Genomic DNA, 26668 nt, shown 5'->3' on the forward strand with positions numbered 1-26668 from the left:
CCTCAGTACGAGAAGGCCATCGGCCGGTCGGCGTCGGCGTCGTCGCCACCGATCTTGGTGGGCGGGTTGAGGTCGGCCTCGGTCAACTCCGGCGGCCCGGCCTTGACGTACTTCACGAGGAGCTTCACCTCGATCACGGCGAGGACGGCGTAGAGCGCGGTGAAGACGACCATCGAGGTGATCACCTCGCCCTGGGAGACCGACGGCGAGACCGCGTCGGCGGTGCGCAGGACCCCGTAGACGGCCCAGGGCTGGCGGCCCATCTCGGTGAAGATCCAGCCCCAGGAGTTGGCGATCAGCGGGAAGCCGAGCGTCCAGATCGTGCCGAGCCAGTAGAGCCGGGTGAGCCGCGGGCTCAGGGCGCTCTTGAAGAGGACCAGGTGGGGCCGCTCGTCCTCACCGGTCCGCAGGGCCGGTGGGAGCAGGAACTTGCGTCGGGTCAGCCAGAGCCCCAGCGCGCCGATGGCGAAGGAGGCCATGCCGAAGCCGATCATCCAGCGGAAGCCCCAGTAGGCGACCGGGATGTTCGGGCGGTAGTCACCGGGCCCGTACTTCTGCTGCTCCGCCTTGTTGACGTCGTTGATGCCGGGCACGAAGGAGTCGAAGTCGTTGTCGGCGAGGAAGGACAGCAGGCCGGGCAGCTCTATGGCCACCTTGTTGTGGCCCTTGTCCACGTCCCCGACGGCGAAGACCGAGAAGGGCGCGCTCTTCTCGCCGTCCCACAGCGCCTCGGCGGCGGCCATCTTCATCGGCTGCTGCTTGAACATGACCTTGGCGAGGGTGTCGCCGCTGATCGCGGTCAGCAGGCCACCGATCACCACGGCGACCAGGCCGAGGCGCAGCGAGGTGCGCATCACGGCGATGTGGTTCTTGCGCAGCAGGTGGAAGGCGGCGATGCCGACCATGAAGGCGCCGCCGGTCAGCAGGGCCGCCGTCAGGGTGTGGAAGACCTGGCTGAGCGCGGTGTTCTGGGTCAGCACGAGCCAGAAGTCGGTCAGCTCCGCGCGGCCGGTCTCCTTGTTGAAGCGGTACCCGACGGGGTGCTGCATCCAGGAATTGGCCGCGAGGATGAAGTAGGCGGACAGGATGGTGCCGATCGACACCATCCAGATGCAGGCGAGGTGGATCTTCTTCGGCAGCTTGTCCCAGCCGAAGATCCACAGGCCGATGAAGGTCGACTCGAAGAAGAAGGCGATGAGCGCCTCGAAGGCCAGCGGGGCCCCGAAGATGTCACCGACGAACCGCGAGTAGTCGGACCAGTTCATGCCGAACTGGAACTCCTGGACGATGCCGGTGACGACGCCCATCGCGATGTTGATCAGGAAGAGCTTGCCCCAGAACTTGGTGGCCTTGAGGTACTTCTCCTTCTCCGTCCGCACCCACGCCGTCTGCAACACCGCGACGAGGGCGGCGAGCGAGATCGTCAGGGGGACGAAGAGGAAGTGGTAGACGGTGGTAATGCCGAACTGCCATCGCGCCAGGGTCTCCGGCGCCAAAGCTAGGTCCACGTCGTCTTCTCCTTCGCGTCGCCGTGGTCACAGCCGCAGTGTGCCCCTTACATCCCACCCAATACGGGAGGAACGAGACACGCTTGTGAACGCGTTCACATTCACAAGCATTATGTCGCACACCTGTCGGCATCTTTCGGGCGGGGTACCTCTAGCCAATTGATTCAACAGATTGTTGAATGCGGCCCATGCAGATACGAATCTCCTGGCCCTCCGGCCAGCTCACCGCGACCCTCGACGACACCCCCACGGCCAAGGCCCTGCTGGAGGCACTCCCGATCTCCGCCTCCGCCAACACCTGGGGCGAGGAGGTCTACTTCGACACCGGGGTTTCCGTGGCACTGGAGGACGACGCCCGGCAGGTCGTCGAGCCGGGCACGGTCGCCTTCTGGACCGAGGGCGACGCGCTCGCACTCCCCTACGGCCCGACCCCCATCTCACGGGGAGGCGAGAGCCGCCTGGCGAGCCCCTGCAACGTCCTGGGCTCGTTCGACGGCGACCCCCGCCCGCTGGCCACCGTCCATGACGGTGACCCCATCCGCGTGGAACTGGCGTAACAGCTCCCACGGGGCGCGGCTCGCGGCCGCGGCCCCTCACAGCTCCTTGAAGAAGGCCTCTGCCGTGTGCAGGAACAGGTCGTTCGCCTCGGTCTCACCGATCGTGACCCGCAGGCCCTCACCCGCGAAGGGTCGGACCACCACACCGGCCTTCTCGCAGGCCGCCGCGAAGTCGGCGGTGCGCTCCCCCAGCCGCATCCACACGAAGTTCGCCTGGGTCTCGGGAACCACGGACCAGCCCTGCGCGATCAGCGTCTCGTACACCCGCGCCCGCTCGCCGAGCAGCGAGCCGACCCGGCCCAACAACTCGTCCTCGGCCCGCAGCGACGCGACCGCCGCGTCCTGGGCGAGCTGACTGACGCCGAAGGGAACGGCCGTCTTGCGCAGCGCGGCGGCCACCGGCTCGTGCGCGATCGCGAACCCGACCCGCAGGCCGGCCAGGCCGTACGCCTTGGAGAAGGTCCGCAGAACCGCCACGTTCGGCCGGTCCCGGTAGATCTCGATGCCGTCCGGCACCTCGGCGTCGCGCACGAACTCGCGGTACGCCTCGTCCAGCACCACCAGGACGTCCGAGGGCACCCGGTCCAGGAACCGCTCCAGCTCCGCCCGCCGCACGACGGTGCCGGTCGGGTTGTTGGGGTTGCAGATGAAGATCAGCCGGGTGCGCTCGGTGATCGCGTCGGCCATCGCGTCCAGGTCGTGCACGTCACCCGAGGTCAACGGCACCTTCACCGAGGTCGCCCCGGAGATCTGGACGATGATCGGGTACGCCTCGAAGGACCGCCAGGCGTACATGACCTCGTCGCCCGGACCGGCCGTCGCCTGGATCAGCGACTGCGCGACGCCGACCGACCCGGTGCCGGTCGCCACGTGCTCGACCGGCACGCCGAAGCGCTCGGCGATCTCGTTGACGAGCCCCGTGCAGGCCATGTCGGGGTAGCGGTTGAAGTCACCGGCCGCCGAGACGACGCTCTCCAGTACGCCCGGCAGCGGCGGGTAGGGGTTCTCGTTGGAGGACAGCTTGTACGCCACCGGGCCTCCGGCGGCGGCGGGCTTCCCCGGCTTGTAGGTGGGAATGCCATCCAGCTCGGCGCGCAGCCTCGGGCTCTTCTCGCTCACCGCAGGTCCTCCTCGACCATCCCGTGCAACTCAATACTGCTCACCTTATGAGGATTCCGCGCTCCCGAAAATGGCCGGCGCCAGGAATGAGGGGGAGCGCATGCATATATGCGTGCGCCGGTGGCCTGCGCCGTGGCGCGCGTCCCTCGTGCAGGTGAGTTGAGACCGGTCCGAGACCTCCTCACTTTGGCATGCTCGTACCCGACGACAAGCGCCATGGTCACTCATTGCTACTAAATGCCTTTATTTCCAAGGTCATTGAGGGTGGCGAACCGTGCAGAACCGTTCCTGTCAACGCCTGCATATGCATACGGCCCAGCCACCCCACCGAGCCCTACTATCGGCTCGCCATGACAGCAGCAGGGAAGCATCAGGTGAGCCGGACCGACACCCCCCGGCGGACCGCAGGCCGTCCGGGCCGTGCGGGAATCAGGGACGTGGCCGCCGCGGCCGGCGTCTCGATCACGACCGTCTCCGACGCGCTCAATGGCAAAGGGCGGCTCCCGGACGCCACCCGCCGCCACGTCCGCGAGGTGGCCGACCGGCTGGGCTACCGCCCCTCCGCCGCCGCCCGCACCCTCCGTACCGGCAAGTCGGGCCTCATCGGTCTGACCGTGACCACGTACGGGGATGAACCTTTCACCTTCACCGAGTTCGCGTACTTCGCCGAGATGGCCAGGGCGGCCACCTCCGCCGCGCTCGCCCGCGGCTACGCCCTGGTCATCCTCCCCGCCACCTCCCGACACGACGTCTGGTCGAACGTCGCCCTCGACGGCACCGTCGTCATCGACCCCTCCGACCACGATCCCGTCGTCACCGAGCTGGTCCGCCAGGGCCTGCCGGTGGTGTCGGACGGCCGCCCCGCGGGGTCGCTCCCCGTCACGGCCTGGGTCGACAACGACCACGAGGCCGCCGTCCTCAACCTGCTCGACCACCTCGCCGCCGCGGGAGCCCGTCGCATCGGACTCCTCACCGGCACCACCACCGACACCTACACCCGGCTCTCGACCACCGCCTACCTCAGCTGGTGCGAGCGGGTCGGACAGGATCCCGTCTACGAGTCCTACCCCGCCCACGACCCGTGCGCCGGAGCCGTGGCCGCCGACCGGCTGCTCGCGCGCCCCGACCGCCCCGATGCCGTCTACGGGCTGTTCGACCCCAACGGCACCGACCTGCTGGCGGCCGCCCGGCGGTACGGCCTGAGGGTCCCCGAGGACCTCCTGCTGGTCTGCTGCAGCGAGTCCACCGTGTACGCCACCACCGAACCGCCCATCACCACCCTCTCCCTCAAACCGCGTCGCATCGGCACGGCCGTCGTGCAGTTGCTCATCGACGCGATCGAGGGAGTGGACACCGGACGACCCGTCGAACAGGTGGTTCCGACCGAACTGATCGTCAGAACCTCCTCACAGCGCAGGCAACCGCGCACCACCGTCAGTCCGCCCCGATCCCCGGCCGGAGACTGACCTTCGAGGATTCCCGCGCCATCCCGCAACGCACATATCGGAAGAAAACGGTAGGAACGATCCGCTCCGGCCAGGATTCACCACCCCTGGTGCGTCACAGAGCGCGAGCCACATTCCTATGATGGGCGCACGACATCACGGACCCTCCGACCCCGGAGGTCAGGAGGGTCCGCAGATGTACGGCAGCGCGACGGTGGTGGAGGGGTCGATGACTCAGGGGGCCGGTCAGGGACCCGCGATGCGGACGGAGACGCTGCGGGACTTCCGGGTGCCGGCCGCCCCGCCCGTCGCGTACGGCACGGACACAGCTGCGGCCGCGATGCCCGGCGAGGTCCCCGTCTACGGCGAGTACCCGGCGTACTACGCCGACGGCGCGCCCGTGCCGCCGCCACGGCCCGCCTACGCTCCCACCCCCGCCCCCGTGCACGGCCCCGGCCCGCACCCGGCTCCGGGTCCCGACGTGCCCTTCGCCGCGGTGCTGCCCGAGCAGCACGACCACGACGATCAGGGCGCGGACTCCGAGGACTACACGCCGACCCAGCGCGACCTCCCCGTCATCAGCCGCGGCGGACCGGGCGACACCGTCCAGGTCCAGTACGTCCACCAGGACGCGCCCGCCGACGGACCCGGGCCGCTCTACGTCGTCGGCGACGTGCACGGTTACCTGGACGAGCTGTACACCGAGCTCCAGGCCCAGCGTCTGATCGACGCCGACGGACACTGGTCGGCCGGCAACGCCAGGCTCTGGTTCCTCGGCGACTTCACGGACCGCGGGCCCGACGGCATCGGCGTGATCGACCTCGTCATGCGGCTCTCCGCCGAGGCCGCCGCCGCGGGCGGCTACTGCAAGGCGCTCATGGGCAACCACGAGCTGCTCCTGATCGGCGCCAAGAGGTTCGGCGACACCCCGGTCATGTCCGGCGCGGGCACCGCGACCTTCCAGGCCGCCTGGCTCCTCAACGGCGGCCAGCGCACCGACATGGAGCGCCTGGAGGACGTACACCTGCAGTGGATGTCCCGGCTGGACGCGGCCGCCCTGGAGGACGGGCACCTGCTGCTGCACTCCGACACCACGGCCTACCTGGACTACGGCGACTCCATCGAGGACGTCAACGACAAGGTCCACGAGTTGCTCAACCAGCACGACGCGGACGAGACCTGGGACCTGTTCCGCAAGTTCACCAAGCGCTTCGCCTTCCGCGACCAGGAGACCGGACCGCAGGCCGTGCGCGAGCTGCTCGGTACCTACGGGGGCGGGCGCGTGGTGCACGGGCACAGTCCCATCCCGTACCTGCTGGGCGAAGTGGGCGCCGAGGACGGCGAGCACACCCACGGGCCGGAGTCCATCGACGGCCCCCACGTCTACGCGGACGGCCTCGCGATCGCCATGGACGGCGGGGTCACCATGGCCGGGAAACTGCTGGTCGTACAACTCCCGTTGAACGACTGAGTGTTCTTGGAGCGGGGTATTTCCGGAAAGCCCCTGTCACCGTATGGCGTGGGCGCTCTACCATCGCACTGTCCGTAGCAGGCTCTCCTCCGTTTGTGCCGGTGCCCGGTCTACGCGGGCCAACCGGTCTCCACGGAGCATCGGGGGATGCACATGACCAGCGCTCCGCACCTGCTGACCGAAGACCGACCGGAGTTCGATCGGCTCCTCGACGAGGCGTTGCGCACCGCACACGAACGGCCCGAACTCGCGAGTCTGGGCGAACGGCTGAACGCCGAACAGTTGCGCACCATGGCTCTCGACGCCAGTGCGCTGCTGACGGCCGCGGCCGCGGCCGAGTACGACCACTACGTGAAGATCCGCGGTGAGCTGCGGGATGGGACGGCCACCACCCCCGCGACGGCGTCGGACGACGATCCGGGCGGCGGCGGCGCCGGAGTGAGCGCCGTGGTCGCGGTCCTCGCGCCGGTCCTGGCCGGCACGGCCATGCTCATCTTCCTGCTGGTGGGATACATCCTGAAGATGATCGAACCGGAGCCCGCCTTCGCCGAGACCATGCTGACGGCGGGCTGGCTCTTCGGCGCCCTCACCGCGGCGGCGATCCTCTTCGCGGCGATAGGCCTGCTGGTCACCGCCATCCGCAACAGTTCCACCGAAGTGACGGTGAACGTGGCCGAGGCGGTCCCCGACGAGGTCTCGCGTGCCCGGGAGGCCTGGCGGCACGCGCTGCTGGAGCGGGGCATCATGCCGTTCCTGCGGGACGCGCTGGCGGATCCCAGCGCCGGTGGCGGTTTCCCGGCGCCGCGCCGGCAGCCCCGACGCATCCCCCAACTCGGCTACACCCCGCCCGATTTCACCAGCCCCGGGGGTACGGGTGGGCAGGGCCCCCGCCCCGGCTACTCCCCGCCGGACTTCACCAGCCCCGACTTCGGCGGGCCGGAGCCCGAGCCGGAGTGAGGCCGCCAGGGTCGAGGGAGCGCTGTTTCACGTGAAACAGCGCGCACCGTTGCGACCCACCGCCCTCGCCCGGCGTCGCTCCCGAGGGGGACGGCCCCCGGAAGCGACGCGACGGCGCCGGTGTCAGTCGGCCAGCGGCAGGTAGACGCGGTTGCCCGCGGCCGCGAACTCGGCGGACTTCTCCGCCATGCCCGCCTGGATCTCGTCGGCCTTCAGGTCCCCGCCGTGTTCGCGGCGGATGTCCTGGGAGATCTTCATCGAGCAGATCTCCAGCCGGCATTCTTCATCGGAAAGTGCTGGTGAGCGGGTACCTCACTCGCTAGCGTCGATCTCTCACCCACACGAGTCCGGGGGACCCATGCAATCCCGCACGCGATGGCTGCTGCCTATAGCTGCCGTCACAGCCCTGTTCACAGCATCGGGTTGCACCACAGCACCCTCGTCGGCGTCCTCGAATGGGACACCGTCTCACGTCCCTTCGGCCAAGACCGCGGTGGCACCTCTGACGCTGGCGCAGCTGAAGGCTGTCGCCTTCAAGAACGGCGAAGTTCCGCAGGTACGCGACGGCCTCATCGAAGTGCGCGAACCCAAGCCAGAGGGCAGCGGGTCTTCCTTCCCCCCGGTCTCGGTCCCCGCCTGCCAAACCCTCCGTGACGTACTCAACGCCAAGAGTTCACAGGCTCATGTCTTCCAGACCTTCAACTGGAAGGACGACATCTGGGCCGGTACCTCGACCCTCGCCTCCTATGAGGACGGCATAGCCGAGCAGCGCTTCGCGGATCTGAGGCAGTCGCTCTCCTCCTGCCGGACCTACGACGGCGAGGGGCGGACCGGAAAGTTCACCTCCACGGTTGCGCCAGCGCCGAATCCATCCTTCGGGGACGAGGCAGTCAGCTACACGGAGACGATCCCCTTGGGTGCCGAACGCGGGGGAGACCGCAACGAGACGTTCGTCGTCGTGCGGACCGGCAACACCATCGCATCCTTCTCGGCACTCAACGTGGGCGGAACATCCTCGTTCCCAGCCGACCTCATCACCAAGCAGGTCGAGCGCCTCCGCGCAGCCCAGCAAACAGGCGCACCCCTGTAACGGCACTGGCCCGCGACTCCCCCCATGAGGTCGCGGGCCGGCCGGTGCGGCTGGCTCAGTCAGCCAGCGGGAGGTACAGCCGGTTACCCGTGGCCGCGAACTCCGCCGACTTGCTGAGCATCCCCGCCTGGATTTCCTCGTCCGTGGCCGAGTCATCGCCGCCAAACTGCTCTGTGATGCTTCTGCTGATCTTCATCGAGCAGAACTTCGGACCGCACATGGAGCAGAAGTGCGCGGTCTTCGCCGGCTCGGCCGGCAGGGTCTCGTCGTGGAACTCGCGCGCCGTGTCGGGGTCGAGCGCCAGGTTGAACTGGTCCTCCCAGCGGAACTCGAAACGCGCGTCGGAGAGCGCGTCGTCCCACTCCTGTGCACCGGGGTGCCCCTTGGCCAGGTCGGCCGCGTGCGCGGCGATCTTGTAGGTGATGACTCCGGTCTTGACGTCATCGCGGTTGGGCAGGCCCAGGTGCTCCTTGGGCGTCACGTAGCAGAGCATCGCGGTGCCCCACCAGGCGATCATCGCGGCGCCGATGCCCGAGGTGATGTGGTCGTAGGCGGGGGCGACGTCCGTGGTCAGCGGGCCCAGGGTGTAGAACGGGGCCTCCTCGCAGATCTCCTGCTGAAGGTCGATGTTCTCCTTGATCTTGTGCATCGGGACATGGCCCGGGCCCTCGATCATGGTCTGCACGTTGTGGCGCTTGGCGATCGTGTTCAGCTCGCCCAGGGTCTTCAGCTCCGCGAACTGCGCCGCGTCGTTGGCGTCCGCGATGGAACCGGGGCGCAGGCCGTCACCCAGCGAGTACGTGACGTCGTAGGTGGCCAGGATGTCGCAGAGTTCCTCGAAGTTCGTGTAGAGGAAGTTCTCCTTGTGGTGCGCGAGGCACCAGGCGGCCATGATCGAGCCGCCGCGGGACACGATGCCGGTCTTGCGGCGCGCGGTCAGCGGCACGTACGGCAGCAGCACGCCCGCGTGGACGGTCATGTAGTCGACGCCCTGCTCGGCCTGCTCGATGACCGTGTCCTTGTAGATCTCCCAGGTCAGCTCCTCGGCCCGCCCGTCGACCTTCTCCAGCGCCTGGTAGAGCGGCACGGTGCCGATCGGGACGGGGGAGTTGCGCAGCACCCATTCACGGGTGGTGTGGATGTTGCGGCCGGTGGAGAGGTCCATGACCGTGTCGGCGCCCCACTTGGTGGCCCAGGTCATCTTGTCCACCTCCTCCTCGATGGAGGAGGTGACGGCCGAGTTCCCGATGTTGGCGTTGACCTTCACCAGGAAGCGCTTGCCGATGATCATCGGCTCGATCTCGGGGTGGTTCACGTTCGCGGGGAGGACGGCACGACCCGCCGCGATCTCTTCACGGACGACCTCGGGGGAGACGTTCTCGCGGATCGCGACGTACTCCATCTCCGGGGTGATCTCACCGCGGCGGGCGTACGCGAGCTGGGTCACGGCCTGGCCGTCGCGGCCCCGGCGGGGCAGCCGCGGGCGGCCCGGGAAGACCGCGTCGAGGTTCTTGAGTCCGCCGCGGGGCGAGGTGTGCTTGATGCCGTCGTCCTCGGGGCGCGCGGGGCGACCCGCGTACTCCTCGGTGTCACCGCGGCTGATGATCCAGTTCTCGCGCAGCGGCGCGAGGCCCCGGCGGACGTCGGTCTCGATCTGCGGGTCGGTGTACGGGCCGGACGTGTCGTAGAGCGTCACGTCCTTGCCGTTGGTGAGGTGCACCTGGCGAACCGGCACGCGGAGGTCCGGGCGGGAGCCCGCAACGTACCCCTTGTGCCAGCCAGGCTGGCGCCCTTCCTGGCCGTTGCTGTCCTGGCTGACGGCAGGCGTGTGTGCGTCCTGAATGGTCATGAGACCTATCTCCCTACGCCGGCATTACCCGGTAACAGGTTCGGCGGTCGGCGCAGCCTCTTCCCGTACGTGTCCACGTACGGTGATCAGCGCCCTCTCAGCCCGGTGCTCCGAGCTCCCGCGTTGTGCAAAGGTGCCCCCACGCTAGCGTCATCCTTGGCGTGCTGAACAGTGGGCCCCCTCATCTCTTGCGATGATCACTCGGTGACGTCCTCGCCGCAGCCCCCCACCGAGCCCACGGATCACACGGATCACTCGGGCCATGCCCACCCTCCCCGCGGGTCCTCGCACGAACCGTCCGCCGGCGTGGCCCACGGGCACTCGCACTCCCACAGCCACGGCCCGGCTGCCCCCGTCTCGAAGCACTTGCGCAAGGTCATCGCGGCGGTCCTGATCCCCTTCGCCGCCGCCGTCCTCGTCGGCATGATCGTCCTGTGGCCGGGAGGCGCCCCGGCGCACGAGCGCACCGGAGTCGGCTTCGACCGACAGACCCAGCAGGGCAAGGTCGTCTCGATCGAGCTGGTCGACTGCAAGTCCGTCAACGCGGCCCAGGTTCCGCCGTCCAGTGGCACATCCGCTCCCCAGGGGGGCAAGACCGCGCCGTCCGGCGACTGCAAGAAGGCCACGGTCGAGATCGGCACCGGGCCCGATCGAGGACACCGGTTCGTCGAGATCGTCCAGCCGGGCGCACCACGGCAGTTGGAGACCGGCCAGGGGATCGTGGTGGCGTACGCACCGGCTGCTCCGCGCGACCTTCAGTACTCCGTGATCGACGTGAACCGCAAGCTCCCGCTGGCGCTGCTGGCCGGGATCTTCGCCGTCGCCGTGGTCGTGGTCGGCCGGCTGCGCGGGCTGTTCGCGCTGATCGCCCTCGCGGTCAGCTTCTCCGTGCTGACGCTCTTCATCCTGCCCGCCATCCTCCAGGGTTCGAATCCGCTGGTCGTGGGGGTGGTCGGCGCCAGCGCGATCATGCTGATCGCGCTCTACATGTGCCACGGCCTGACCGCCAGGACCTCGGTCGCCGTGCTGGGGACCCTGGCCTCGCTGCTGCTGATCGGGCTGTTGGGGTCGGTGTTCATCGGCTGGGCCTTCCTCAGCGGCAACACCGATGACAACACCGGACTGATCCACGGGCTCTACCCGCACATCGACATGAGCGGCCTGCTGCTGGCAGGCGTGATCATCGGATCGCTCGGCGTGCTCGACGACGTGACGGTCACCCAGACGTCCGCGGTCTGGGAACTCCACCAGGCGGACCCGTCGATGGGGCCGCGGGCGCTGTACCGGGCGGGCATCCGGATCGGTCGCGACCACATCGCGTCCGTCGTCAACACCCTGGTACTCGCCTACGCGGGCGCGGCGTTGCCGCTGCTGCTGCTGTTCTCCATCGCGAACAGCAGTGTGGGAGCGGTGGCCAACAGCGAGCTGGTGGCGGAGGAGATCGTACGGACCCTCGTGGGCTCGATCGGTCTCGTCGCCTCGGTCCCGGTGACCACGGCCCTGGCCGCACTCGTCGTCTCCGCCGACCGGCCGGGGTCCCCGGCCGCTGGAGCGGCCTCGGGGCCGAGCCGCAAAGGGCGCGGTCGTCGCCGGAAGCGGTGACTCGGTGTGACGGCGTGACGGTGGCTCAGCCGGCGTTCTGCTCGTTCTGCCGGGCGTCGGTCAGGATCTTGTCCAGCGCCTCCTCCAAGTTCTCCTCGAAATCACCGAGGTTGCGCTCCTGACCGAGCGGCACGATCCGGTCGGTGCGGTCGAGGAACGCCACCAGGGGCGCCGCACTCGCCCGGAACAGGGCCCGGTCCGTGCCGACCTGAAGTCGGATGTGCACGTCCGACAGCTCCTCCGGATCACTGGGAGCGATGTGCACATCGCCGTCACCGCACGGCTTGTTGATGCCGTCGAGAAGCAGTTCCCGGCCGAACGCCCAGGTCACGGGCGCATCGCCGGGGAGGTGGAACGTCAGACGCACCGCGTAGGGGTCCCGTGCCTCGTACCGGAGTTCCACCGGGATCCGGAACGAGAGCTCCTCGGAAACGAGGAAGCTCATCATGACCTCTGCCTGTACCGACTCGCGCATTGACTACCCCGCTGTTGTGGAAGTGGCCAGGAATGGTGCCCCAAGGCCCTCTTGACAAGAGTGGTGTAAGCGCCGGGAGATCACAAGGAGTGAGTTTTCAGATACTGATAGAGAACGAAAGCGAGCTCAACAGCGCGCCTACTTCACTCCGTAGCCGTTCGAGCGCATAGGGCAACCGGCCTTCCAAGTGCAGCGGAAGGGAAATGGCCATGGTCGCGGCGGTGTCTCCGGCCGTAATGGGGATGGCCGCGCACACCGTCCCGAGAGAATATTCCTGACTCTCCGTAACCGGCTGCATCTTGCCCAGCGTTCCGATCTTCTGCTCCAGAGCGTGCACGTCCGAAACCGTGTACGGGGTGACGGGCTGGACCGGATGGCGGGCGTAGTGGTCCTTGCGGGCCTTCTCGTCTAGCTGTCCCAGCAGGCATTGCCCGATGGCGTGCGCGTGGCCGGTCTCGCGGAAGGCGGCCCATTCCTCACAGGCCGGGCCGGTCGGCGTGTCCGAGACGCCGACGACCTCGATCTCGCCTTCGCGGTAGACCGCGAAGTAGACGGGGGCCCCGACCGTCTCGCGGAAGTGCGCGAGGGAGTCGAGGATCATGGTGCGACGTTTCTGCTGGAGTCCCACGCCCGCCAGTCGCCCGACGGCGTCCCCGAGGATGAACACCCCGTCCTCGCGGCGCAGATAGCCCTCGTGGGTGAGGGTCCGCAGCAGGTGGTACGCGGTGGGGAGCGGGAGCCCGGCCTCGCGCGCCAGCTGCTTCGCCGGAGCTCCCTCGCTATGGGAGCCGACCGCTTCGAGCAGCCTCAGGGCCCTTTGCACGGAGCCGATCAGAGTCGGCACACCGGCATTGTGAACCGATGCCAAAGCTCACCCCCAGGCGTGGCGGCGGACCTTGGGGCCGGCCCGCTCGCGGGGGCCGCCCCCGCGTGTCCGCGCTTCCTGGGGGTCGTACGCGGCTGGTGTGTGAAGGCACCGCGGGTCAGGGCGGATCACCGGCGTCGGTACCCAGGAAAATGCACAGATTGCCACTGTATCGGCGGCTTCCCGGGGAACGAGCGGTCCAGGGCGCCATGTTCGCCCACCTGGGTTAATCCGCTGCGGAGCCGCTCCTACCAGTCGCTGGACGAGGACTTCGCACCGCCGCCGCTGAACTTCTTCACGACGAAGATCAGACCGCCGACGAGGCCGACGAAGAGCAGCACCTTGAAGATCAAACCGATGAGGGCGGTGAGCAGGCCGCCGAAGACGAACAGCGCCAGCAGCGGAACCCCGACCCACTTAACCCACCAGGGCATACCTGCGAATGTCTCCCGGATGCCGTCCATGTCCTCAACCTCTTCCTGATGCGTGACTTCCTGACTCCGATGCTAGGAGGCGGTGAAACGCGATGGGGGCTCCAGATCCCTTGGAGTCCCCTGACCCGACCCCTAGGGGCCCCCACCGCCCTGACCACCGGGGAGTCAGGGGTCCACCGGCTCCGGGAGCGGGTCAGCCCTCCGGCGGCGAGAAGACGACCAGCACCTTCAGGTCCTCGGTGATGTGGTGGAAGCGGTGCGCGACTCCGGCCGGAACGTAGACCACGCCCCCGCGCGCCACCGTCGTCGTCTCGTCCCCGACGGTGATCGAGGCCCGACCGCTGACAACGAAGTAGACCTCGTCCTGGGCGTGCGGCTGCTGGGGGTCGCTCTGCCCGGCGTCCAACGCGTACAGACCGACGGACATGTTCCGCTCCCGCAGGAACTGGAGGTAGGCCCCGTCGTTGGCCAGTCGCTCGGCCTCAAGCTCGTCCAGCCGGAATGCCTTCATCGTTCTTACGCCCCTCGCGCTCTTTCGTGCCCTGGCTTCGGCTGTCGTGCTGATGTCCCAGCCGGATCTTCTCTGCAACGATCAGACACATGACGAATTTCGTAGTCAAGACGATCGCCAACGTCGCGGCTCTGGCCGTGGCGATCTGGCTGGTCCCCAAGATCTCCCTCGACGACGGCAGCAGCATGGGTCACCGGACCCTCACCGTGATCCTGGTCGCCCTGGTCTTTGGCCTGGTCAACCTGATCGTCAAGCCCGTGGTGAAGCTGTTCTCGCTGCCCCTGTTCATCCTCACCCTCGGCCTGTTCACCCTGGTCGTGAACGCCCTGATGCTGCTCCTGACCTCCTGGCTGGCCGGAAAGCTCGACCTGTCCTTCCACGTCGAGGGCTTCTGGACCGCGGTCATCGGCGGCCTGATCATCTCCGTCGTCTCCTGGGCCGTGAACATGGTCCTGCCCGACAAGGACTGAGCGAGCTGCCCGTGTACCGCGTGTGTTTCGTCTGCACCGGCAACATCTGCCGCTCGCCCATGGCCGAGTCGGTCTTCCGCGCCCAGGTCGCCGCGGCCGGGCTGAGCGACCTGGTCGAGGTCGACAGCGCCGGCACCGGGGGCTGGCACGAGGGCGACGGCGCCGACCCGCGCACGGTCTCCGTGCTGGCGGCCGCCGGCTACGGGCACGGGCACCGGGCCCGGCAGTTCCGCGCCTCGTGGTTCGGTCGCCTCGACCTCGTCATCGCGCTCGATACGGGACACCTGCGCGACCTGCGCAGGATGGCCCCGACCCGGGAGGACGCCGCCAAGGTCCGGCTCCTGCGGTCCTACGATCCGGCCGCCGACGGCCTCGACCTGGACGTACCGGATCCGTACTACGGATCCCTCGACGGGTTCGAGGCGTGCCTGGAGCTGGTCGAAGCGGCAGGACCCGGCCTGCTGGCAGCCGTCCGCACCGCGCTGAAGGAGCACACACCGTGAACCCCCAGGACCGACCCCGCATCGGCGAAGGCACCCGCGCGGTGCGCGCCGGGCTGCCCGAGCCGGTCAAGAACGAACCGACCCTGCCGGGGCCGGTCTTCGCCGCGCACTTCCACCTGCCCGGCGACGTCGAGGGGCCGTACACCTACGGCCGCGACACCAACCCCACCTGGACCCTGCTCGAACGGGCCGTGGGGGAACTCGAAGCCCCGGGGGAGGAGGTGGAGACGGTCGTCTTCGCCTCCGGCATGGCGGCGGTGTCCGCCGTCCTGCTCTCCCAGACCCGCGCCGGCGACACCGTCGTCCTGCCGGACGACGGGTACCAGGCCCTGCCGCTCGTCCGGGCCCAGCTGGAGGCGTACGGAGTCCACGTGCGCACCGCCCCGACCGCGGAGGAAGCACAGCTCGCCGTGATCGACGGGGCCCGGCTGCTCTGGATCGAGACCCCGTCCAACCCCGGGCTCGACGTCTGCGACGTACGGCGGCTGGTCGAGGCGGCCCGCGCGAGCGGCACCCTGGTCGCCGTGGACAACACCCTCGCCACCCCCCTGGGACAGCGCCCCCTGGCACTCGGCGCGGACTTCTCGGTCGCCAGCGGGACCAAGGGCCTCACCGGCCACGGCGACCTGCTCCTCGGCTACGTCAGCTGCCGCGACCCGGAGCTCGCCGCCCGGGTCCGCCTGTGGCGCAAGGTCGTCGGTGCCATCCCGGGACCCATGGAGGCCTGGCTGGCCCACCGCTCCCTGGCCACCTTGCAACTGCGGACCCACCGCCAGTGGGACAACGCCCTGGCGGTCGCCGAGGCGCTGGCCGAGCGCACCGACGTCACCGGCCTGCGCTACCCGGGACTGCCCAACGACCCGTCCCACAAGACGGCCAACCGGCAGATGGCGGGCTACGGCTCGGTGGTCTCCTTCACCTTGGCGGACCGGGCCCGTGCCGAACGGTTCATGAGCGCTCTGCAGCTGGTGGAGGACGCCACGAGCTTCGGTGGGGTCCGCTCGACGGCCGAGCGGCGCCGCCGATGGGGCGGTGACGCCGTGTCGGAGGGGTTCATCCGCTTCTCCGCCGGGGCCGAGGACACCGAAGACCTCGTCGCGGACGTCCTGCGGGCCCTTGACGCCGCCGGTTGCGGGGCCTGACCAGCGCGCGCAGGCGGTCCGAGCCTCCCCCCTGGTGGCTCGGACCGCCCCGGGTTCCCGCGTGAAGAACCACACGGACAAGGCTAATTGACTCTCTGTCAGAGTCCAATCACGGTAGCGACAGGTAGCTATCGACATATTTATAGTGGATGGCCTCACCGAGAGGGGCGGCCATGGACCTGGCGCTGCTGCGCACCTTCGTCGCCGTGCACCGGGCCGGCTCCTTCACCCGGGCCGCCGCGCTGCTGGGGCTCTCCCAGCCCGCCGTCACCTCGCAGATCCGCACCCTCGAACGCCAGCTCGGGAGACCGCTGTTCCACCGCCAGTCCCGCGGAGTCACCTCCACCGCCATCGGCGACGAGCTGGCCCGCAAGGCGGCCCCGCACCTGGACGCCCTGCTGGAGATCGCCGGGACCCAACAGGAAGCGGCCGGGGCGGTCCGCACCCTTCACCTGGCCGGGCCGCCGGAGTTCCTGTGCCTGCGCGTGCTCCCGGCCCTGGCGCCGCTCGTGGGCCAAGGCCAGAGCCTGCGCGCCTCCCTGCCCACAGAAGGGGCTCAAGTGCTGGAAGGACTGGCCGCCTGCCAGTTCGACCTCGGGATCACCACCACCCGCCCCCGGGGCTCGATGTTCACCGCGACCGCTCTGTGCGACGAGGAACACGTCCTGGTCGCGGCTCCCTACTGGGCCGCGCTCATCGACCCCGAACTGCTCCGCGCCAAGGGCCCGGCCGCCATGGACGGAATCCCGCTCGTCGAGGTGCACGAGTCCCTGCCCCTGATCACGCGCTACTGGGCAGCGGTCTTCGACGCCCTCCCCACGGCCGCGGCCACCGTCGTCGCTCCCGACCTGCGGGCGGTCCTGGAGTGCGCGGCCACGGGCGGCGGACTGGCCGTACTGCCCCGCTACCTGTGCCAGGACGCCCTCGACAGCGGGCGGGTCGTCGCCCTCCTGGAGCCCGTCGTACCGCCGCTGCGCACCTGGTTCCTCGTGGTGCGCGCGGGCAGTCTCGCCCTCGCCCACCTCGCGCGAGCCCACGACCACCTCCTGCGCGCCGCGGCGCGCTGGTGACCCGATTCGCGGTGTCGCGTTTCAGAAGCGGAGTACTGGGCCACGCTTCATCCATGACCGAACGTCCTGTGGTCAAACGCACCGCTCGCGCGATCCTGCTCGACGGTGACGATCTGATCCTGATCAAGCGCACCAGGCCCGGCGTCGATCCGTACTGGCTCACACCCGGCGGCGGAGTGGAGTCCACGGACGCCACCGTCGTCGACGCCCTGCACCGAGAGGTCCACGAGGAACTCGGGGCCAAGATCACCGATGTGGTGCCCTGCTTCGTCGACACCGTCGAGCACATCGCCGAGGCCGGGGTGACCGGCGTCAAGGTGCAGCACTTCTTCGTCTGCCACCTCGAATCGATGGACCCCGGCCTGCGCCACGGCCCCGAGGTCGATCAGCCCGAAGGCGAGTACGAGATCGTCAGGGTGCCGTTCAGCCGCGTCGGCATCGCCGCCGTCCACCTCGTCCCGCTGTCCCTGCGCCACTACCTCGACGGGAACATCGAGGGAGTCCGCGCCATGCACGCTCCCGATCTGGGCTGAGCCGGGCCCGGTGGGGGTCTGCGGCTCAGCCGGAGACCCCCACCGGCTCCTCGACCGAGTCGTACCGGATCCGGTCGCCCGGGATCCCGATCTGCTTCAGGGCGTCCACACCACTACGGATCATTCCGGGCGGACCCGAGATGAAGGCGTCGTAGGAGTTCCAGGGTCCGTGCTCACCGGCCGCCTGCGGCAACTGCCCGGCCAGACCGTCGCACACCACCGGACGCACCGACAGCCACGGGTGCGAGCGCTGCATGCCCAACAGGGTGTCCTTGTCGTAGAGGTCCCCGTCGCTGCGCGCTCCGAAGAAGACCTCCATCGGCCGGCGCTCGCCGTGTCCCGCGACGTCCTCGATCAACGCCTTGATCGGGGCGATGCCCGTGCCGCCCCCGAGGCACAGCATTCCGTTGTCCGTGGTGTGGTCGACCACCATCGAGCCCGCCGGCGGTCCCAGCCGCAGGACATCGCCCGGGCGGGCGTGGCGCACCAGGGCGTTGGAGACCCAGCCGGCGGGGACGGCTTTGACGTGGAAGGACAGCAGGCCGTCCGAGCGTGGCGCCGAGGCGAAGGAGTAGTGCCGCCATACCCGCGGCCACCACGGGGTCTCCAGGCTCGTGTACTGGCCCGCCAGGAAGGGGTAGGGCTGGTCGGGGCGGACCGTCAGTACGGCGATGTCAGGAGTGCGCAGTTCGTGGGAGACCACCTCGGCCTGCCAGGACGCGGGGGCCTTCTGCTCGTCCGCCGCAGCGGCGTCGATCATGATCTGGGAGATCGCGGTGTACGCCCGCACCCAGGCGGCTTCCGCCTCCGGGCCCCATGTGCTTTCCGCGAACCGGGCCAGCGCGCCGATCAAGGCCTCGCCCACGGCCGGGTAGTGCCCGGCCATCGTGCCGTACTTGCGGTGGCCGGTGCCCAGTCGGCTGAGATACGGGGCGAGCACCTGCGGATTGTCGATGTGTTCGGCAGCCGTGAGCAGGGCCTTCAGCAACCGTTCCCGCTGCACGTCCATGGCCACGGGGAACATCGACCGTAATTCCGGATGCCCCGTGAAGAGCAGGGCGTAGAAGTACGAAGTCACCTTGTCGGCCACGGGGCCGACCTCGGCGAGGGTCTTGCGGATGAGCACGGCATCGGGGGAAGGCTCGGTCGCGCCGCCCCCGGTGGGTATCCCGTCGGTCCCCCATCTGGCCGATCTGGTGGGCGGAGCGTCCATGCGGTGCCTCGCTTCGAGCATCTCGGTCGGTTTGCACGCGCCACGGCTTCGAATCCGTGGTTCCGGGCTTCGCAGCATGCCAGCCGAGGGAGCGGCTTGCGGGGAAATGCGGAAAATCCGCGGTTCTCGCCGACCCTCCGCTTAAGATGCCTCGACCTTCGGGGCGAGCGTCCCGGCGAGCCGATAGGCCTCGCGAAGGTCCCTTCCTTCGTAGACGTACGTCGCCAGGGCTGCCACCTGGGGCCGCGCGTTGACCGCCACCGAGACCGGCAGCGCACCGAACAACACCGCATCGGTCATGGAGTCCCCGTAGACGACACAGTCGTTCCGGCTCACTCCGAACTGGGCACAGAGCCGGTCCGCCACCTCCAGCTTGCCCTCCGGGGTCAAGATCCCCGTCACGTCCACGGGTCGGGTGAACGGCACCTCCGGGAAGACCGAGCCGTGGGCCGCGTGCGCACCCCACTCCAGCAGGAGTTCCACGAAGAACGACGGCGACAGGGAGACCACCGCGCAGTAGTCCCCGGCCGCGCGGATCTCCTGCCACACCTCGCGAATGCCCTCGATCCAGGGCGCACCGTCGAATGCCGCCCGGACGTGCGTCGGCTTCAGCTCCGTCCACAGCGTGTGCACTCCCACGGAGAACTCCTGGGGCCCGATCTCCCGCGCTCCGAAGGCCCGCTCCAGCTCCGCGATCTCGGCACCCAGGCCAAGCTGCCGTGAGATCTCGATCGGCGCCGCAGAGCCGAACATGAGCGTGCCGTCGAGGTCGAAGAGGTGCAGGCGAGTCATGAGAGGTCAGGCTAGTCCGTTCGTTTCACGTGAAACAGCGCGTTTCACGTGAAACAGCGGCTGGTTTCACGTGAAACATCCGCCTCCAAAACCTCTGGACGCTCCCCGGTCAGTGATCCAGGCTGGGCCGGTGACACCACCACAGCTCATCGATCTACCGATCCGCGCACTGACCCTGGACGACCTCCGGCGCTGCGCTGACCTCTCCGAAGACCGCGGGTGGCCTCGCGAGGACCACAAGTGGGGCCTGCTCCTCGCCGCCGGAAGCGGTTACGGGGTCGACGCTCCCGACGGGCAGGGCCTCGCCGCCGCGTGCGTGGTCACCCGGTACGGACAGACGTACGACACGGCGGAGCTGGCCGCCATCGGCATGGTCCTCATCGCCGAGCGGTACTCCCGTCGGGGACTGGGCCGCCACCTGATGAGGTACGTCTGTGACGACGTCCTCAAGGGCGTCCCGCTCACCCTCAACGCCACCCCGTACGGCCGGCCTCTCTACGAGGAACTCGGCTTCGCCACCACGGGTCGGGGCGAAATGCTCAAGGGCGCCTTCCGGCCCGACCCCGCGGTGCCCGCAGCCGACACCATCCCGGTCCGCCCGGCCACAGCGGAGGACCTCTCGCGGATCCTGCGGCTCGACGCGGAGGTCTTCGGCACCGACCGGACCCACATCCTCGCCCGACTGCCCGCCTTCGCGGACCGGCTGGTCGTCGCCGAGGACCGCACCGGCGACCTCGTCGGATACGCCGCCATCTGGCCGAACATGGACACCCATGTCGTCGGCCCCCTGATCGCGCGCGACACCGCGGGCGCCCAGGCCCTCATCACGGCCCTCGCGGCGACGACCGACCGCCCCCTGCGCACGGACATCGACGTGCGCCACGAGGATCTGCGCGACTGGCTCAAGGACCGCGGTCTCGACTCGATCACCTTCAACACCGTCATGACCCGGGACCTCCCCGACCTGCCCGGAGACTGGACCCGCCGCTGGGCCCCGCTCACCGTGGCCGCGGGCTGAGAAAGGAACACCTTCCATGAACGACCTGCCCCAGCTGGACATCCGGCCCGCCACCGAGGCCGACCTTCCCGTCATCGTCGCGATGCTCGCCGATGACGTGCTCGGTGCCACCAGGGAGTCCCCGGACGACCTCACCCCCTACATCGCGGCCCTCAAGCGACTCACGGACGACCCGAACCAGCACGTCGTCGTCGCCGTCCGCGGGGACCGGGTGGTCGGTACCCTCCAGCTGACCATCATCCCGGGCCTGTCCCGCAAGGGATCCACCCGTTCCATCGTCGAAGGCGTCCGCGTGCACGCCGACGAACGGGGCAGCGGACTGGGCACGCTCTTCATCGAATGGGCGATCGAAAAGTCCCGGGCGGAGAACTGCCAGCTGGTGCAGCTCACCTCGGACGTCACCCGTACCGATGCCCACCGGTTCTACGAGCGGCTCGGCTTCGTCGCCTCGCACGTCGGCTTCAAGTACCAACTCTGACCACGGGCGGCCGGCGCGGCGCGCCGGCCGCTCGATCAGCCGACGCCGCGCCACCCCTGGGGATCGACGCCCCCGGGGACCGGCGCGGACGAGTCGTAGGGCGCACGGGTGAACACGAACGAACCGACGTCCAAGTGGCTCAGGGATCCGTCCTCGCGACGCACCACGCGCAGGGTCTCGCCCGCGTGGTAACCGCTCACCCCGGTCCAGGTCCCGTCCCCCGCCGCTCGGAACCGGGCCGCCCGTCCGGTCGCCGCGACCGGGCCGAGCGCCAAGGTCCCGTCCGCGGTCAGCCGGAGCACGAACGGGGCCGCTCCCCAGTACCAGGGCCCCGTCAGCTCCAGGGCCACCTCGTCGGCTTCCCGGAAGGGCTTCCAGGGCTCGGGGATCCGCGGTTCCGCCTCCGCCACGATGCCCAGCAGTTCGGAGGCGACCAGCGCGATCGGCAGGCCGGAGGTGCAGTTCGCCAGGGCGACCACGGCGAGGTCGTCCGCTTCACTCACCCACAGGCAGGCGACGAACCCCGGGAGCGAACCACTGTGCCCGGCCAGGGAGCGGCCGCCGGAGGTCATCAGCTGCATGCCCAGCCCGTACCCGCCCTCCGCGACGCCCGGCTCGGGCGGCGAGGCCGCCGTGCGCATCTCGCGCACCGTGTCCGCGGCCAGTACCCGCTCGTCGCCCCGGGCGAGGAACACCGCGAAGCGGGCCAGGTCCCGCGTCGTGGACCAGAGCTGCCCGGCCGGCGCCATGAGGCCGAGGTCCTCCAGCGGCTCCGGCAGCATCACGTCGGCCCAGGGGTGGACGGCCCAGCCGCCCGCGTGCGGCGCTTGTGGCAGCACGGTGGTGCGCTCCAGCCCCAGCGGCTCCAGCACCTCGGCCCGGAGCACCTCGGCCCACGCCTTGCCGCGGACCGCCTCCACGAGCGATCCCAGCAGGGTGTAGCCCGGGTTGGAGTAGTGGTGGCGCTGCCCGGGCACGTGTCGGAACGGCTCCTCGCCCAGGACGTCGGCCAGTTCGGGCCTCAGCGAGCCCGGGCTGCGTTCCCACCACGGCCCGGGGGTCTCCGACGCGAGCCCGCCCGTGTGGGCGAGCAGCTGAGCGATGGTCACCTCGCCGGCGGCCGTACCCGGGAGGTGCTTCTCCAGCGGGTCGTCCAGGCTCAACAGGCCTTCGTCGCGCAGCCGCAGCACGAGCACGGCGGTGAAGGTCTTGCTGATCGAACCGACCCGGTACTGCACGTCGCCGTCGGGTCCGTGCCCGTCCACACAGGTACGGGAGCCCTCCCAGACGATCTCCCCGCCACGGGCCACGGCGGCCACGATCGACGGAGCCCGTCCCTCGCTCTGCGCGACGGCGAGGCGGTGGCGCAGCGCCCGCCGGGTCGAGGGGAGCAGCTCCCGGTCTTCGGCCGTGCCTGCTGTGTCAACTGCGTCTACGGAACTCATGATCAGACTCTAGGTGTTGGCCATGTCCACGAACCGTGAGTAATGGCCCTGGAAAGCGACCGTGATCGTCGCCGTGGGACCGTTACGGTGCTTGGCCACGATCAGGTCCGCCTCACCGGCGCGGGGCGACTCCTTCTCGTACGCGTCCTCACGGTGCAGCAGGATCACCATGTCGGCGTCCTGCTCGATGGAGCCGGACTCTCGAAGGTCGGAGACCATCGGCTTCTTGTCGGTGCGCTGTTCGGGACCACGGTTCAGCTGGGAGAGCGCGATCACCGGGACCTCCAGCTCCTTCGCGAGCAGCTTGAGGTTTCGGGACATGTCCGAGACCTCCTGCTGGCGGCTCTCGGGGCGACGCGAGCCACCGGACTGCATCAGCTGCAGGTAGTCGATGACGACGAGCGACAGATCGTTTCGCTGCTTGAGCCGACGGCACTTCGCGCGGATCTCCATCATCGACAGGTTGGGGGAGTCGTCGATGTAGAGCGGGGCCGCGGAGACGTCCGGCATCCGGCGGGCCAGCCGGGTCCAGTCGTCGTCGGTCATGGTGCCCGAGCGCATGTGGTGCAGCGCCACCCGGGCCTCCGCCGAGAGCAGGCGCATCGCGATCTCGTTGCGCCCCATTTCGAGGGAGAAGATGACGCTGGGCAGGTTGGCCTTGATGGAGCAGGCACGCGCGAAGTCGAGCGCGAGCGTGGACTTGCCCATGGCGGGGCGGGCCGCGATGACGATCATCTGGCCGGGGTGCAGACCGTTGGTCAGCGAGTCCAGGTCCGTGAAGCCGGTCGGGACTCCGGACATCTGGCCGCTGCGCGAGCCGATCGCCTCGATCTCGTCGAGGGCGCCTTCCATGATGTCGCCGAGCGGCAGGTAGTCCTCGGAGGTCCGCTGCTCGGTGACGGCGTAGATCTCGGCCTGGGCACTGTTGACGATCTCGTCGACGTCCCCGTCCGCCGCATAGCCCATCTGCGTGATCTTCGTACCCGCCGCGACCAGCCGGCGCAGGACCGCCCGCTCATGGACGATCTCCGCGTAGTACTCCGCGTTCGCCGCCGTCGGCACGGACTGGACCAGCGTGTGCAGGTACGACGCGCCGCCGACCTTGCTGATCTCACCGCGCCGGGTGAGCTCCGCGCCGACCGTGATCGGGTCGGCGGGCTCGCCCTTCGCGTACAGGTCGAGGATCGCCTGGTAGATCGTCTCGTGCGAGGGGCGGTAGAAGTCGTGGCCCTTGAGGACCTCGACCACGTCGGCGATCGCGTCCTTCGAGAGCAGCATGCCGCCCAGGACCGACTGCTCGGCGTCCAGGTCCTGCGGCGGGACCCGCTCGAAGCCACCGCCTCCGCCGTCCCAGGAGCCGCCCTCACGGCCCCGCTCGGACTGCTCGTCCCCGCGGCCGCGGCCTTCACCGTTGCGGCGCGGACGGGCGGGCAGACGGTCACCAGGACCGCTGTCGGCCCAAGGGTCGTCCATGGGCTCGGGACTGCTCACCGGGCCGCCTCCTCCCGTCCGCAAAGCGGACCTTGCCGTGTCACTCTTTCTACGACACGGCTCTGACATTTGGGGCACCCGGATCGGCTCTCGGCGCGTCGGGCAACGCACCACGGTAGAGCCGCTGGCGACGTCAGCCAATCTTGTTATCCACAGGCTGTGTGGATGAGATGTGGATGACGAGCCGAATGCTGTGGGTAACTCGCCGGAAGCTGTGTACGGACCGGGGGACGACGCTGTGGACAAAATCACCCGACCCACCTCAGCACCCCCGCTGACCTGGGATTTCGTCATCCACGGGCAGTGCGGGAGAAATTTCTTCGCCGCTACCTCAAGATCGCCTCCAAAGGGGTGCGAAGAACGCCCAAGTCAGCGCCCCAGTAAGGATCTAAAGGGTCTTGCATCTATTACCTGTGGAAGATTAGATTGAGCACATGACACAGGCCACCGAGCCCCCGAAGGCTGCCCCGAGACGGCACGACCGGGAGATCTTCGCACTCGCCGTTCCCGCCTTCGGCGCACTCGTCGCCGAACCCCTCTTCGTCATGGCCGACAGCGCCATCGTGGGGCACCTCGGCACACCCCAGCTCGCCGGCCTCGGAGTCGCCGCAGCCCTCCTGACGACCGCCGTGAGCGTCTTCGTCTTCCTCGCCTACGCCACCACCGCCGCGGTCGCCCGCCGGGTCGGAGCGGGCGACCTCCAAGCCGCCATCCGGCAGGGCATGGACGGCATCTGGCTCGCCCTCCTGCTCGGCGCAGCCGTCATCGCCCTCGTGCTGCCCACGGCTCCCTGGCTGATCTCGCTCTTCGGCGCCTCCGACACCGTGGCCCCGTACGCCGTCACCTATCTGCGCATCTCCGCCCTGGGCATCCCGGCCATGCTCGTGGTGCTCGCCGCCACCGGAGTGATCCGCGGCCTCCAGGACACGCGCACGCCCCTCTACGTCGCCATCGGCGGGTTCGCCCTCAACGGCGGCCTGAACGTGGCCCTGGTCTACGGCGCGGGCCTCGGCATCGCCGGTTCGGCATGGGGCACGGTCATCGCCCAGTGCGCCATGGCCGCCGCCTACCTCATCGTCGTCGTCCGGGGAGCCCGTCGACACCACGCCTCCCTGCGGCCCGACGCCGCGGGCATACGCGCCTGCGCACAGGCCGGAGTACCGCTGCTGGTGCGGACCCTGTCCCTCCGGGCCGTCCTGATGATCGCGACGGCCGTGGCCGCCCGGTTGGGCGATGCCGACATCGCGGCGCACCAGATCCTGCTCTCCCTGTGGAGCCTGCTCGCCTTCGCACTGGACGCGATCGCGATCGCCGGGCAGGCCATCATCGGCCGGTACCTGGGTGCGGGGGACACCGAGGGGGCCAAGGCCGTGTGCCGCCGCATGGTGCAGTGGGGGATCGTCTCGGGAGTCGTCCTCGGCATCCTGGTGGTCGCGGCCCGGCCACTGTTCGTACCGCTCTTCACCGGCGACCCCACGGTCAAGGACGCCCTGCTGCCCGCCCTGCTCGTCGTGGCGGTCTCCCAGCCGGTCTCCGGCATCGTCTTCGTCCTCGACGGGGTCCTGATGGGCGCGGGCGACGGTCGCTACCTCGCCGGCGCGATGGTCGTGACGCTCGCCGTCTTCACCCCGGTCGCCCTGCTCGTCCCCCGCATCGGCGGTGGCCTCACCACGCTCTGGTGGGCGATGACGCTGATGATGCTGGTGCGGATGGTCACGCTCCAGCTGCGGGCCCGCTCCGGCCGCTGGCTGGTCACGGGCGCCTCGCGCTGACCGCGATCCACCGCGCTGTTTCACGTGAAACGGATGGTTTCACGTGAAACAGCGCGTTTCACGTGAAACACCGCTGCCCGGAGGAGCTCCGACGCCGTTCGGGAACGACGAAGGGCCGTACCCCGGGGGGTACGGCCCTTCGTGTGCGGCACTTAGGCGGCGACGACCTCGATGCCCAGGTTCGCGACGACCTCGGCGTGCAGACGCACGGAGACCTGGTACGAACCGAGGGTCTTGATCGGGGACGCCAGCTCGACGCGGCGCTTGTCGACCTTCGGACCACCGGAAGCCTCGATCGCCGTGGCGATGTCGGCCGGGGTCACGGAGCCGAAGAGGCGGCCGGTGTCACCCGAGCGGGTGGCCAGACGCACCTTGACGGCCTCGAGCTTGGCCTTGAACTCGTTGGCCTGCTCGATGGTCGCGATCTCGTGGATCTTGCGGGCGCGGCGGATCTGCGCCACGTCCTTCTCGCCACCCTTGGTCCAGCGGATCGCGAAACCACGCGGGACCAGGTAGTTGCGAGCGTAGCCGTCCTTGACGTCGACGACGTCGCCGGCAGTTCCGAGGCCAGAGACCTCGTGGGTCAGGATGATCTTCATTATTCGGTCACCCTTTCCTTATCGCGCGGTGGACGTGTAGGGCAGCAGCGCCATCTCACGGCTGTTCTTGACTGCCGTGGCGACGTCACGCTGGTGCTGCGTGCAGTTGCCGGTGACGCGGCGGGCACGGATCTTGCCGCGGTCGGAAATGAACTTCCGCAGCATGTTCGTGTCCTTGTAGTCCACGTACACGGTCTTGTCCTTGCAGAACGCGCAGACCTTCTTCTTAGGCTTGCGCACAGGCGGCTTCGCCATTGTG

At 69.2% G+C, this 26668-nt stretch carries 28 protein-coding genes; 14 read left to right on the forward strand and 14 right to left on the reverse strand.

All coding sequences use genetic code 11. The features are described 5' to 3' along the window. Nucleotides 1–2: 2 nt before the first annotated feature. Complete coding sequence (locus tag ACZ4UB_RS00805) at nt 3–1508, reverse strand: cytochrome ubiquinol oxidase subunit I (RefSeq protein ID WP_468067406.1); 1506 nt, start codon at nt 1506–1508, stop codon at nt 3–5. 188 nt (nt 1509–1696) lie between these two features. On the opposite strand from ACZ4UB_RS00805, the gene ACZ4UB_RS00810 reads away from it, so the two are divergent. After that, on the forward strand, nt 1697–2065 hold the full coding sequence (locus ACZ4UB_RS00810; protein ID WP_468067408.1) for a cyclophilin-like fold protein: 369 nt from the start codon (nt 1697–1699) through the stop codon (nt 2063–2065). A 36-nt stretch (nt 2066–2101) separates the two neighbouring features. On the opposite strand, the gene hisC is transcribed toward ACZ4UB_RS00810, so the two are convergent. Next, nucleotides 2102–3184, reverse strand: a complete 1083-nt coding sequence (gene hisC, locus ACZ4UB_RS00815; RefSeq protein ID WP_354378880.1) for a histidinol-phosphate transaminase — start codon at nt 3182–3184, stop codon at nt 2102–2104. 350 nt (nt 3185–3534) lie between these two features. Between hisC and ACZ4UB_RS00820 the strand changes: the two genes are divergently transcribed. The 3 genes from ACZ4UB_RS00820 (at nt 3535) to ACZ4UB_RS00830 (ending at nt 7057) form a co-directional block, all read left to right on the forward strand. Next, entirely contained in the window at nt 3535–4650 is a 1116-nt protein-coding gene (locus tag ACZ4UB_RS00820; protein WP_354378879.1) for a LacI family DNA-binding transcriptional regulator, read from the forward strand. Between the two features lie 193 nt (nt 4651–4843). Beyond that, entirely contained in the window at nt 4844–6100 is a 1257-nt protein-coding gene (locus ACZ4UB_RS00825) for a metallophosphoesterase (RefSeq protein WP_468067719.1), read from the forward strand. Between the two features lie 147 nt (nt 6101–6247). Then, nucleotides 6248–7057: a hypothetical protein gene (locus ACZ4UB_RS00830; protein ID WP_468067409.1), complete on the forward strand. Its 810-nt coding sequence runs from the start codon at nt 6248–6250 to the stop codon at nt 7055–7057. A 123-nt stretch (nt 7058–7180) separates the two neighbouring features. Here ACZ4UB_RS00830 and ACZ4UB_RS00835 read toward each other — a convergent pair whose 3' ends face one another. Beyond that, the gene (locus tag ACZ4UB_RS00835; RefSeq protein ID WP_468067410.1) at nt 7181–7315 is read right to left on the reverse strand and encodes a hypothetical protein; all 135 of its coding nucleotides are present in this window, start codon (nt 7313–7315) and stop codon (nt 7181–7183) included. A gap of 235 nt (nt 7316–7550) precedes the next feature. Here ACZ4UB_RS00835 and ACZ4UB_RS00840 point away from each other — a divergent pair, with 235 nt between their 5' ends. After that, nucleotides 7551–8147 (forward strand): hypothetical protein, encoded by a 597-nt coding sequence (locus ACZ4UB_RS00840; RefSeq protein ID WP_468067411.1) that lies wholly within the window; start codon nt 7551–7553, stop codon nt 8145–8147. Nucleotides 8148–8202: 55 nt separating this feature from the next. On the opposite strand, the gene thiC is transcribed toward ACZ4UB_RS00840, so the two are convergent. Next, nucleotides 8203–9996 carry a phosphomethylpyrimidine synthase ThiC gene (thiC, locus tag ACZ4UB_RS00845; protein WP_468067413.1) on the reverse strand — a complete coding sequence of 598 codons (1794 nt, stop codon included), beginning with the start codon at nt 9994–9996 and terminating at the stop codon, nt 8203–8205. A gap of 171 nt (nt 9997–10167) precedes the next feature. On the opposite strand from thiC, the gene ACZ4UB_RS00850 reads away from it, so the two are divergent. Then, on the forward strand, nt 10168–11598 hold the full coding sequence (locus tag ACZ4UB_RS00850; protein ID WP_468067414.1) for a YibE/F family protein: 1431 nt from the start codon (nt 10168–10170) through the stop codon (nt 11596–11598). Nucleotides 11599–11623: 25 nt separating this feature from the next. Here ACZ4UB_RS00850 and ACZ4UB_RS00855 read toward each other — a convergent pair whose 3' ends face one another. The 4 genes from ACZ4UB_RS00855 to ACZ4UB_RS00870 form a co-directional block, all read right to left on the reverse strand. Next, entirely contained in the window at nt 11624–12073 is a 450-nt protein-coding gene (locus ACZ4UB_RS00855; protein ID WP_468067415.1) for an SsgA family sporulation/cell division regulator, read from the reverse strand. Between the two features lie 97 nt (nt 12074–12170). Further along, on the reverse strand, nt 12171–12908 hold the full coding sequence (locus ACZ4UB_RS00860) for an IclR family transcriptional regulator (protein ID WP_468067720.1): 738 nt from the start codon (nt 12906–12908) through the stop codon (nt 12171–12173). A 278-nt stretch (nt 12909–13186) separates the two neighbouring features. Beyond that, entirely contained in the window at nt 13187–13402 is a 216-nt protein-coding gene (locus ACZ4UB_RS00865) for a DUF5326 family protein (protein WP_468067416.1), read from the reverse strand. A 163-nt stretch (nt 13403–13565) separates the two neighbouring features. Beyond that, nucleotides 13566–13883, reverse strand: coding sequence for a cupin domain-containing protein (locus ACZ4UB_RS00870; protein ID WP_467960224.1), 318 nt, complete (start codon nt 13881–13883; stop codon nt 13566–13568). 89 nt (nt 13884–13972) lie between these two features. Between ACZ4UB_RS00870 and ACZ4UB_RS00875 the strand changes: the two genes are divergently transcribed. The 5 genes from ACZ4UB_RS00875 (at nt 13973) to ACZ4UB_RS00895 (ending at nt 17601) form a co-directional block, all read left to right on the forward strand. Next, nucleotides 13973–14353: a phage holin family protein gene (locus ACZ4UB_RS00875; RefSeq protein ID WP_354378872.1), complete on the forward strand. Its 381-nt coding sequence runs from the start codon at nt 13973–13975 to the stop codon at nt 14351–14353. Nucleotides 14354–14412: 59 nt separating this feature from the next. Then, on the forward strand, nt 14413–14856 hold the full coding sequence (locus tag ACZ4UB_RS00880; RefSeq protein WP_468067721.1) for a low molecular weight protein-tyrosine-phosphatase: 444 nt from the start codon (nt 14413–14415) through the stop codon (nt 14854–14856). Next, nucleotides 14853–15998 carry a cystathionine gamma-lyase gene (locus ACZ4UB_RS00885; RefSeq protein ID WP_468067417.1) on the forward strand — a complete coding sequence of 382 codons (1146 nt, stop codon included), beginning with the start codon at nt 14853–14855 and terminating at the stop codon, nt 15996–15998. The genes ACZ4UB_RS00880 and ACZ4UB_RS00885 overlap by 4 nt, the downstream gene beginning before the upstream one ends. Nucleotides 15999–16171: 173 nt before the next feature. Beyond that, nucleotides 16172–17068 carry a LysR family transcriptional regulator gene (locus ACZ4UB_RS00890; RefSeq protein ID WP_468067722.1) on the forward strand — a complete coding sequence of 299 codons (897 nt, stop codon included), beginning with the start codon at nt 16172–16174 and terminating at the stop codon, nt 17066–17068. Between the two features lie 53 nt (nt 17069–17121). Beyond that, nucleotides 17122–17601 (forward strand): NUDIX hydrolase, encoded by a 480-nt coding sequence (locus ACZ4UB_RS00895; RefSeq protein WP_354378869.1) that lies wholly within the window; start codon nt 17122–17124, stop codon nt 17599–17601. A gap of 25 nt (nt 17602–17626) precedes the next feature. Here the strand turns inward: ACZ4UB_RS00895 and ACZ4UB_RS00900 are convergent, their stop codons facing one another. Further along, nucleotides 17627–18727, reverse strand: coding sequence for a globin domain-containing protein (locus tag ACZ4UB_RS00900; protein ID WP_468067418.1), 1101 nt, complete (start codon nt 18725–18727; stop codon nt 17627–17629). A 228-nt stretch (nt 18728–18955) separates the two neighbouring features. Further along, on the reverse strand, nt 18956–19606 hold the full coding sequence (locus ACZ4UB_RS00905) for an HAD family hydrolase (protein ID WP_468067420.1): 651 nt from the start codon (nt 19604–19606) through the stop codon (nt 18956–18958). A gap of 130 nt (nt 19607–19736) precedes the next feature. Here ACZ4UB_RS00905 and ACZ4UB_RS00910 point away from each other — a divergent pair, with 130 nt between their 5' ends. Then, entirely contained in the window at nt 19737–20624 is an 888-nt protein-coding gene (locus tag ACZ4UB_RS00910) for a GNAT family N-acetyltransferase (protein ID WP_468067421.1), read from the forward strand. A gap of 25 nt (nt 20625–20649) precedes the next feature. Further along, complete coding sequence (locus tag ACZ4UB_RS00915) at nt 20650–21102, forward strand: GNAT family N-acetyltransferase (RefSeq protein WP_468067723.1); 453 nt, start codon at nt 20650–20652, stop codon at nt 21100–21102. Between the two features lie 35 nt (nt 21103–21137). On the opposite strand, the gene ACZ4UB_RS00920 is transcribed toward ACZ4UB_RS00915, so the two are convergent. Then, the gene (locus ACZ4UB_RS00920; RefSeq protein ID WP_468067422.1) at nt 21138–22547 is read right to left on the reverse strand and encodes a serine hydrolase domain-containing protein; all 1410 of its coding nucleotides are present in this window, start codon (nt 22545–22547) and stop codon (nt 21138–21140) included. A 9-nt stretch (nt 22548–22556) separates the two neighbouring features. Beyond that, nucleotides 22557–24020 (reverse strand): replicative DNA helicase, encoded by a 1464-nt coding sequence (dnaB, locus tag ACZ4UB_RS00925; RefSeq protein ID WP_468067724.1) that lies wholly within the window; start codon nt 24018–24020, stop codon nt 22557–22559. Between the two features lie 452 nt (nt 24021–24472). Here dnaB and ACZ4UB_RS00930 point away from each other — a divergent pair, with 452 nt between their 5' ends. After that, nucleotides 24473–25810: an MATE family efflux transporter gene (locus tag ACZ4UB_RS00930; RefSeq protein ID WP_468067423.1), complete on the forward strand. Its 1338-nt coding sequence runs from the start codon at nt 24473–24475 to the stop codon at nt 25808–25810. Between the two features lie 152 nt (nt 25811–25962). Here ACZ4UB_RS00930 and rplI read toward each other — a convergent pair whose 3' ends face one another. Both rplI and rpsR read right to left on the reverse strand, forming a co-directional pair. Beyond that, nucleotides 25963–26409: a 50S ribosomal protein L9 gene (rplI, locus tag ACZ4UB_RS00935; RefSeq protein ID WP_354378863.1), complete on the reverse strand. Its 447-nt coding sequence runs from the start codon at nt 26407–26409 to the stop codon at nt 25963–25965. An 18-nt stretch (nt 26410–26427) separates the two neighbouring features. Next, complete coding sequence (gene rpsR, locus ACZ4UB_RS00940) at nt 26428–26664, reverse strand: 30S ribosomal protein S18 (protein ID WP_003956534.1); 237 nt, start codon at nt 26662–26664, stop codon at nt 26428–26430. Between the last annotated feature and the right edge of the window lie 4 nt (nt 26665–26668).

The organism is Streptomyces sp. NPDC028419, assembly GCF_055565515.1.

Coding starts and splice junctions, on each gene's coding strand:
- ACZ4UB_RS00810 (WP_468067408.1), top strand. CDS start 1,697: ATGCAGATACGAATCTCCTGGCCCTCCGGCCAGCTCACCGCGACCCTC.
- ACZ4UB_RS00820 (WP_354378879.1), top strand. CDS start 3,535: ATGACAGCAGCAGGGAAGCATCAGGTGAGCCGGACCGACACCCCCCGG.
- ACZ4UB_RS00830 (WP_468067409.1), top strand. CDS start 6,248: ATGCACATGACCAGCGCTCCGCACCTGCTGACCGAAGACCGACCGGAG.
- ACZ4UB_RS00835 (WP_468067410.1), bottom strand. CDS start 7,315: ATGAAGATCTCCCAGGACATCCGCCGCGAACACGGCGGGGACCTGAAG.
- thiC (WP_468067413.1), bottom strand. CDS start 9,996: ATGACCATTCAGGACGCACACACGCCTGCCGTCAGCCAGGACAGCAAC.
- ACZ4UB_RS00855 (WP_468067415.1), bottom strand. CDS start 12,073: ATGCGCGAGTCGGTACAGGCAGAGGTCATGATGAGCTTCCTCGTTTCC.
- ACZ4UB_RS00865 (WP_468067416.1), bottom strand. CDS start 13,402: ATGGACGGCATCCGGGAGACATTCGCAGGTATGCCCTGGTGGGTTAAG.
- ACZ4UB_RS00870 (WP_467960224.1), bottom strand. CDS start 13,883: ATGAAGGCATTCCGGCTGGACGAGCTTGAGGCCGAGCGACTGGCCAAC.
- ACZ4UB_RS00875 (WP_354378872.1), top strand. CDS start 13,973: ATGACGAATTTCGTAGTCAAGACGATCGCCAACGTCGCGGCTCTGGCC.
- ACZ4UB_RS00880 (WP_468067721.1), top strand. CDS start 14,413: ATGGCCGAGTCGGTCTTCCGCGCCCAGGTCGCCGCGGCCGGGCTGAGC.
- ACZ4UB_RS00890 (WP_468067722.1), top strand. CDS start 16,172: ATGGACCTGGCGCTGCTGCGCACCTTCGTCGCCGTGCACCGGGCCGGC.
- ACZ4UB_RS00895 (WP_354378869.1), top strand. CDS start 17,122: ATGACCGAACGTCCTGTGGTCAAACGCACCGCTCGCGCGATCCTGCTC.
- ACZ4UB_RS00905 (WP_468067420.1), bottom strand. CDS start 19,606: ATGACTCGCCTGCACCTCTTCGACCTCGACGGCACGCTCATGTTCGGC.
- ACZ4UB_RS00920 (WP_468067422.1), bottom strand. CDS start 22,547: ATGAGTTCCGTAGACGCAGTTGACACAGCAGGCACGGCCGAAGACCGG.
- dnaB (WP_468067724.1), bottom strand. CDS start 24,020: ATGGACGACCCTTGGGCCGACAGCGGTCCTGGTGACCGTCTGCCCGCC.
- ACZ4UB_RS00930 (WP_468067423.1), top strand. CDS start 24,473: ATGACACAGGCCACCGAGCCCCCGAAGGCTGCCCCGAGACGGCACGAC.
- rplI (WP_354378863.1), bottom strand. CDS start 26,409: ATGAAGATCATCCTGACCCACGAGGTCTCTGGCCTCGGAACTGCCGGC.
- rpsR (WP_003956534.1), bottom strand. CDS start 26,664: ATGGCGAAGCCGCCTGTGCGCAAGCCTAAGAAGAAGGTCTGCGCGTTC.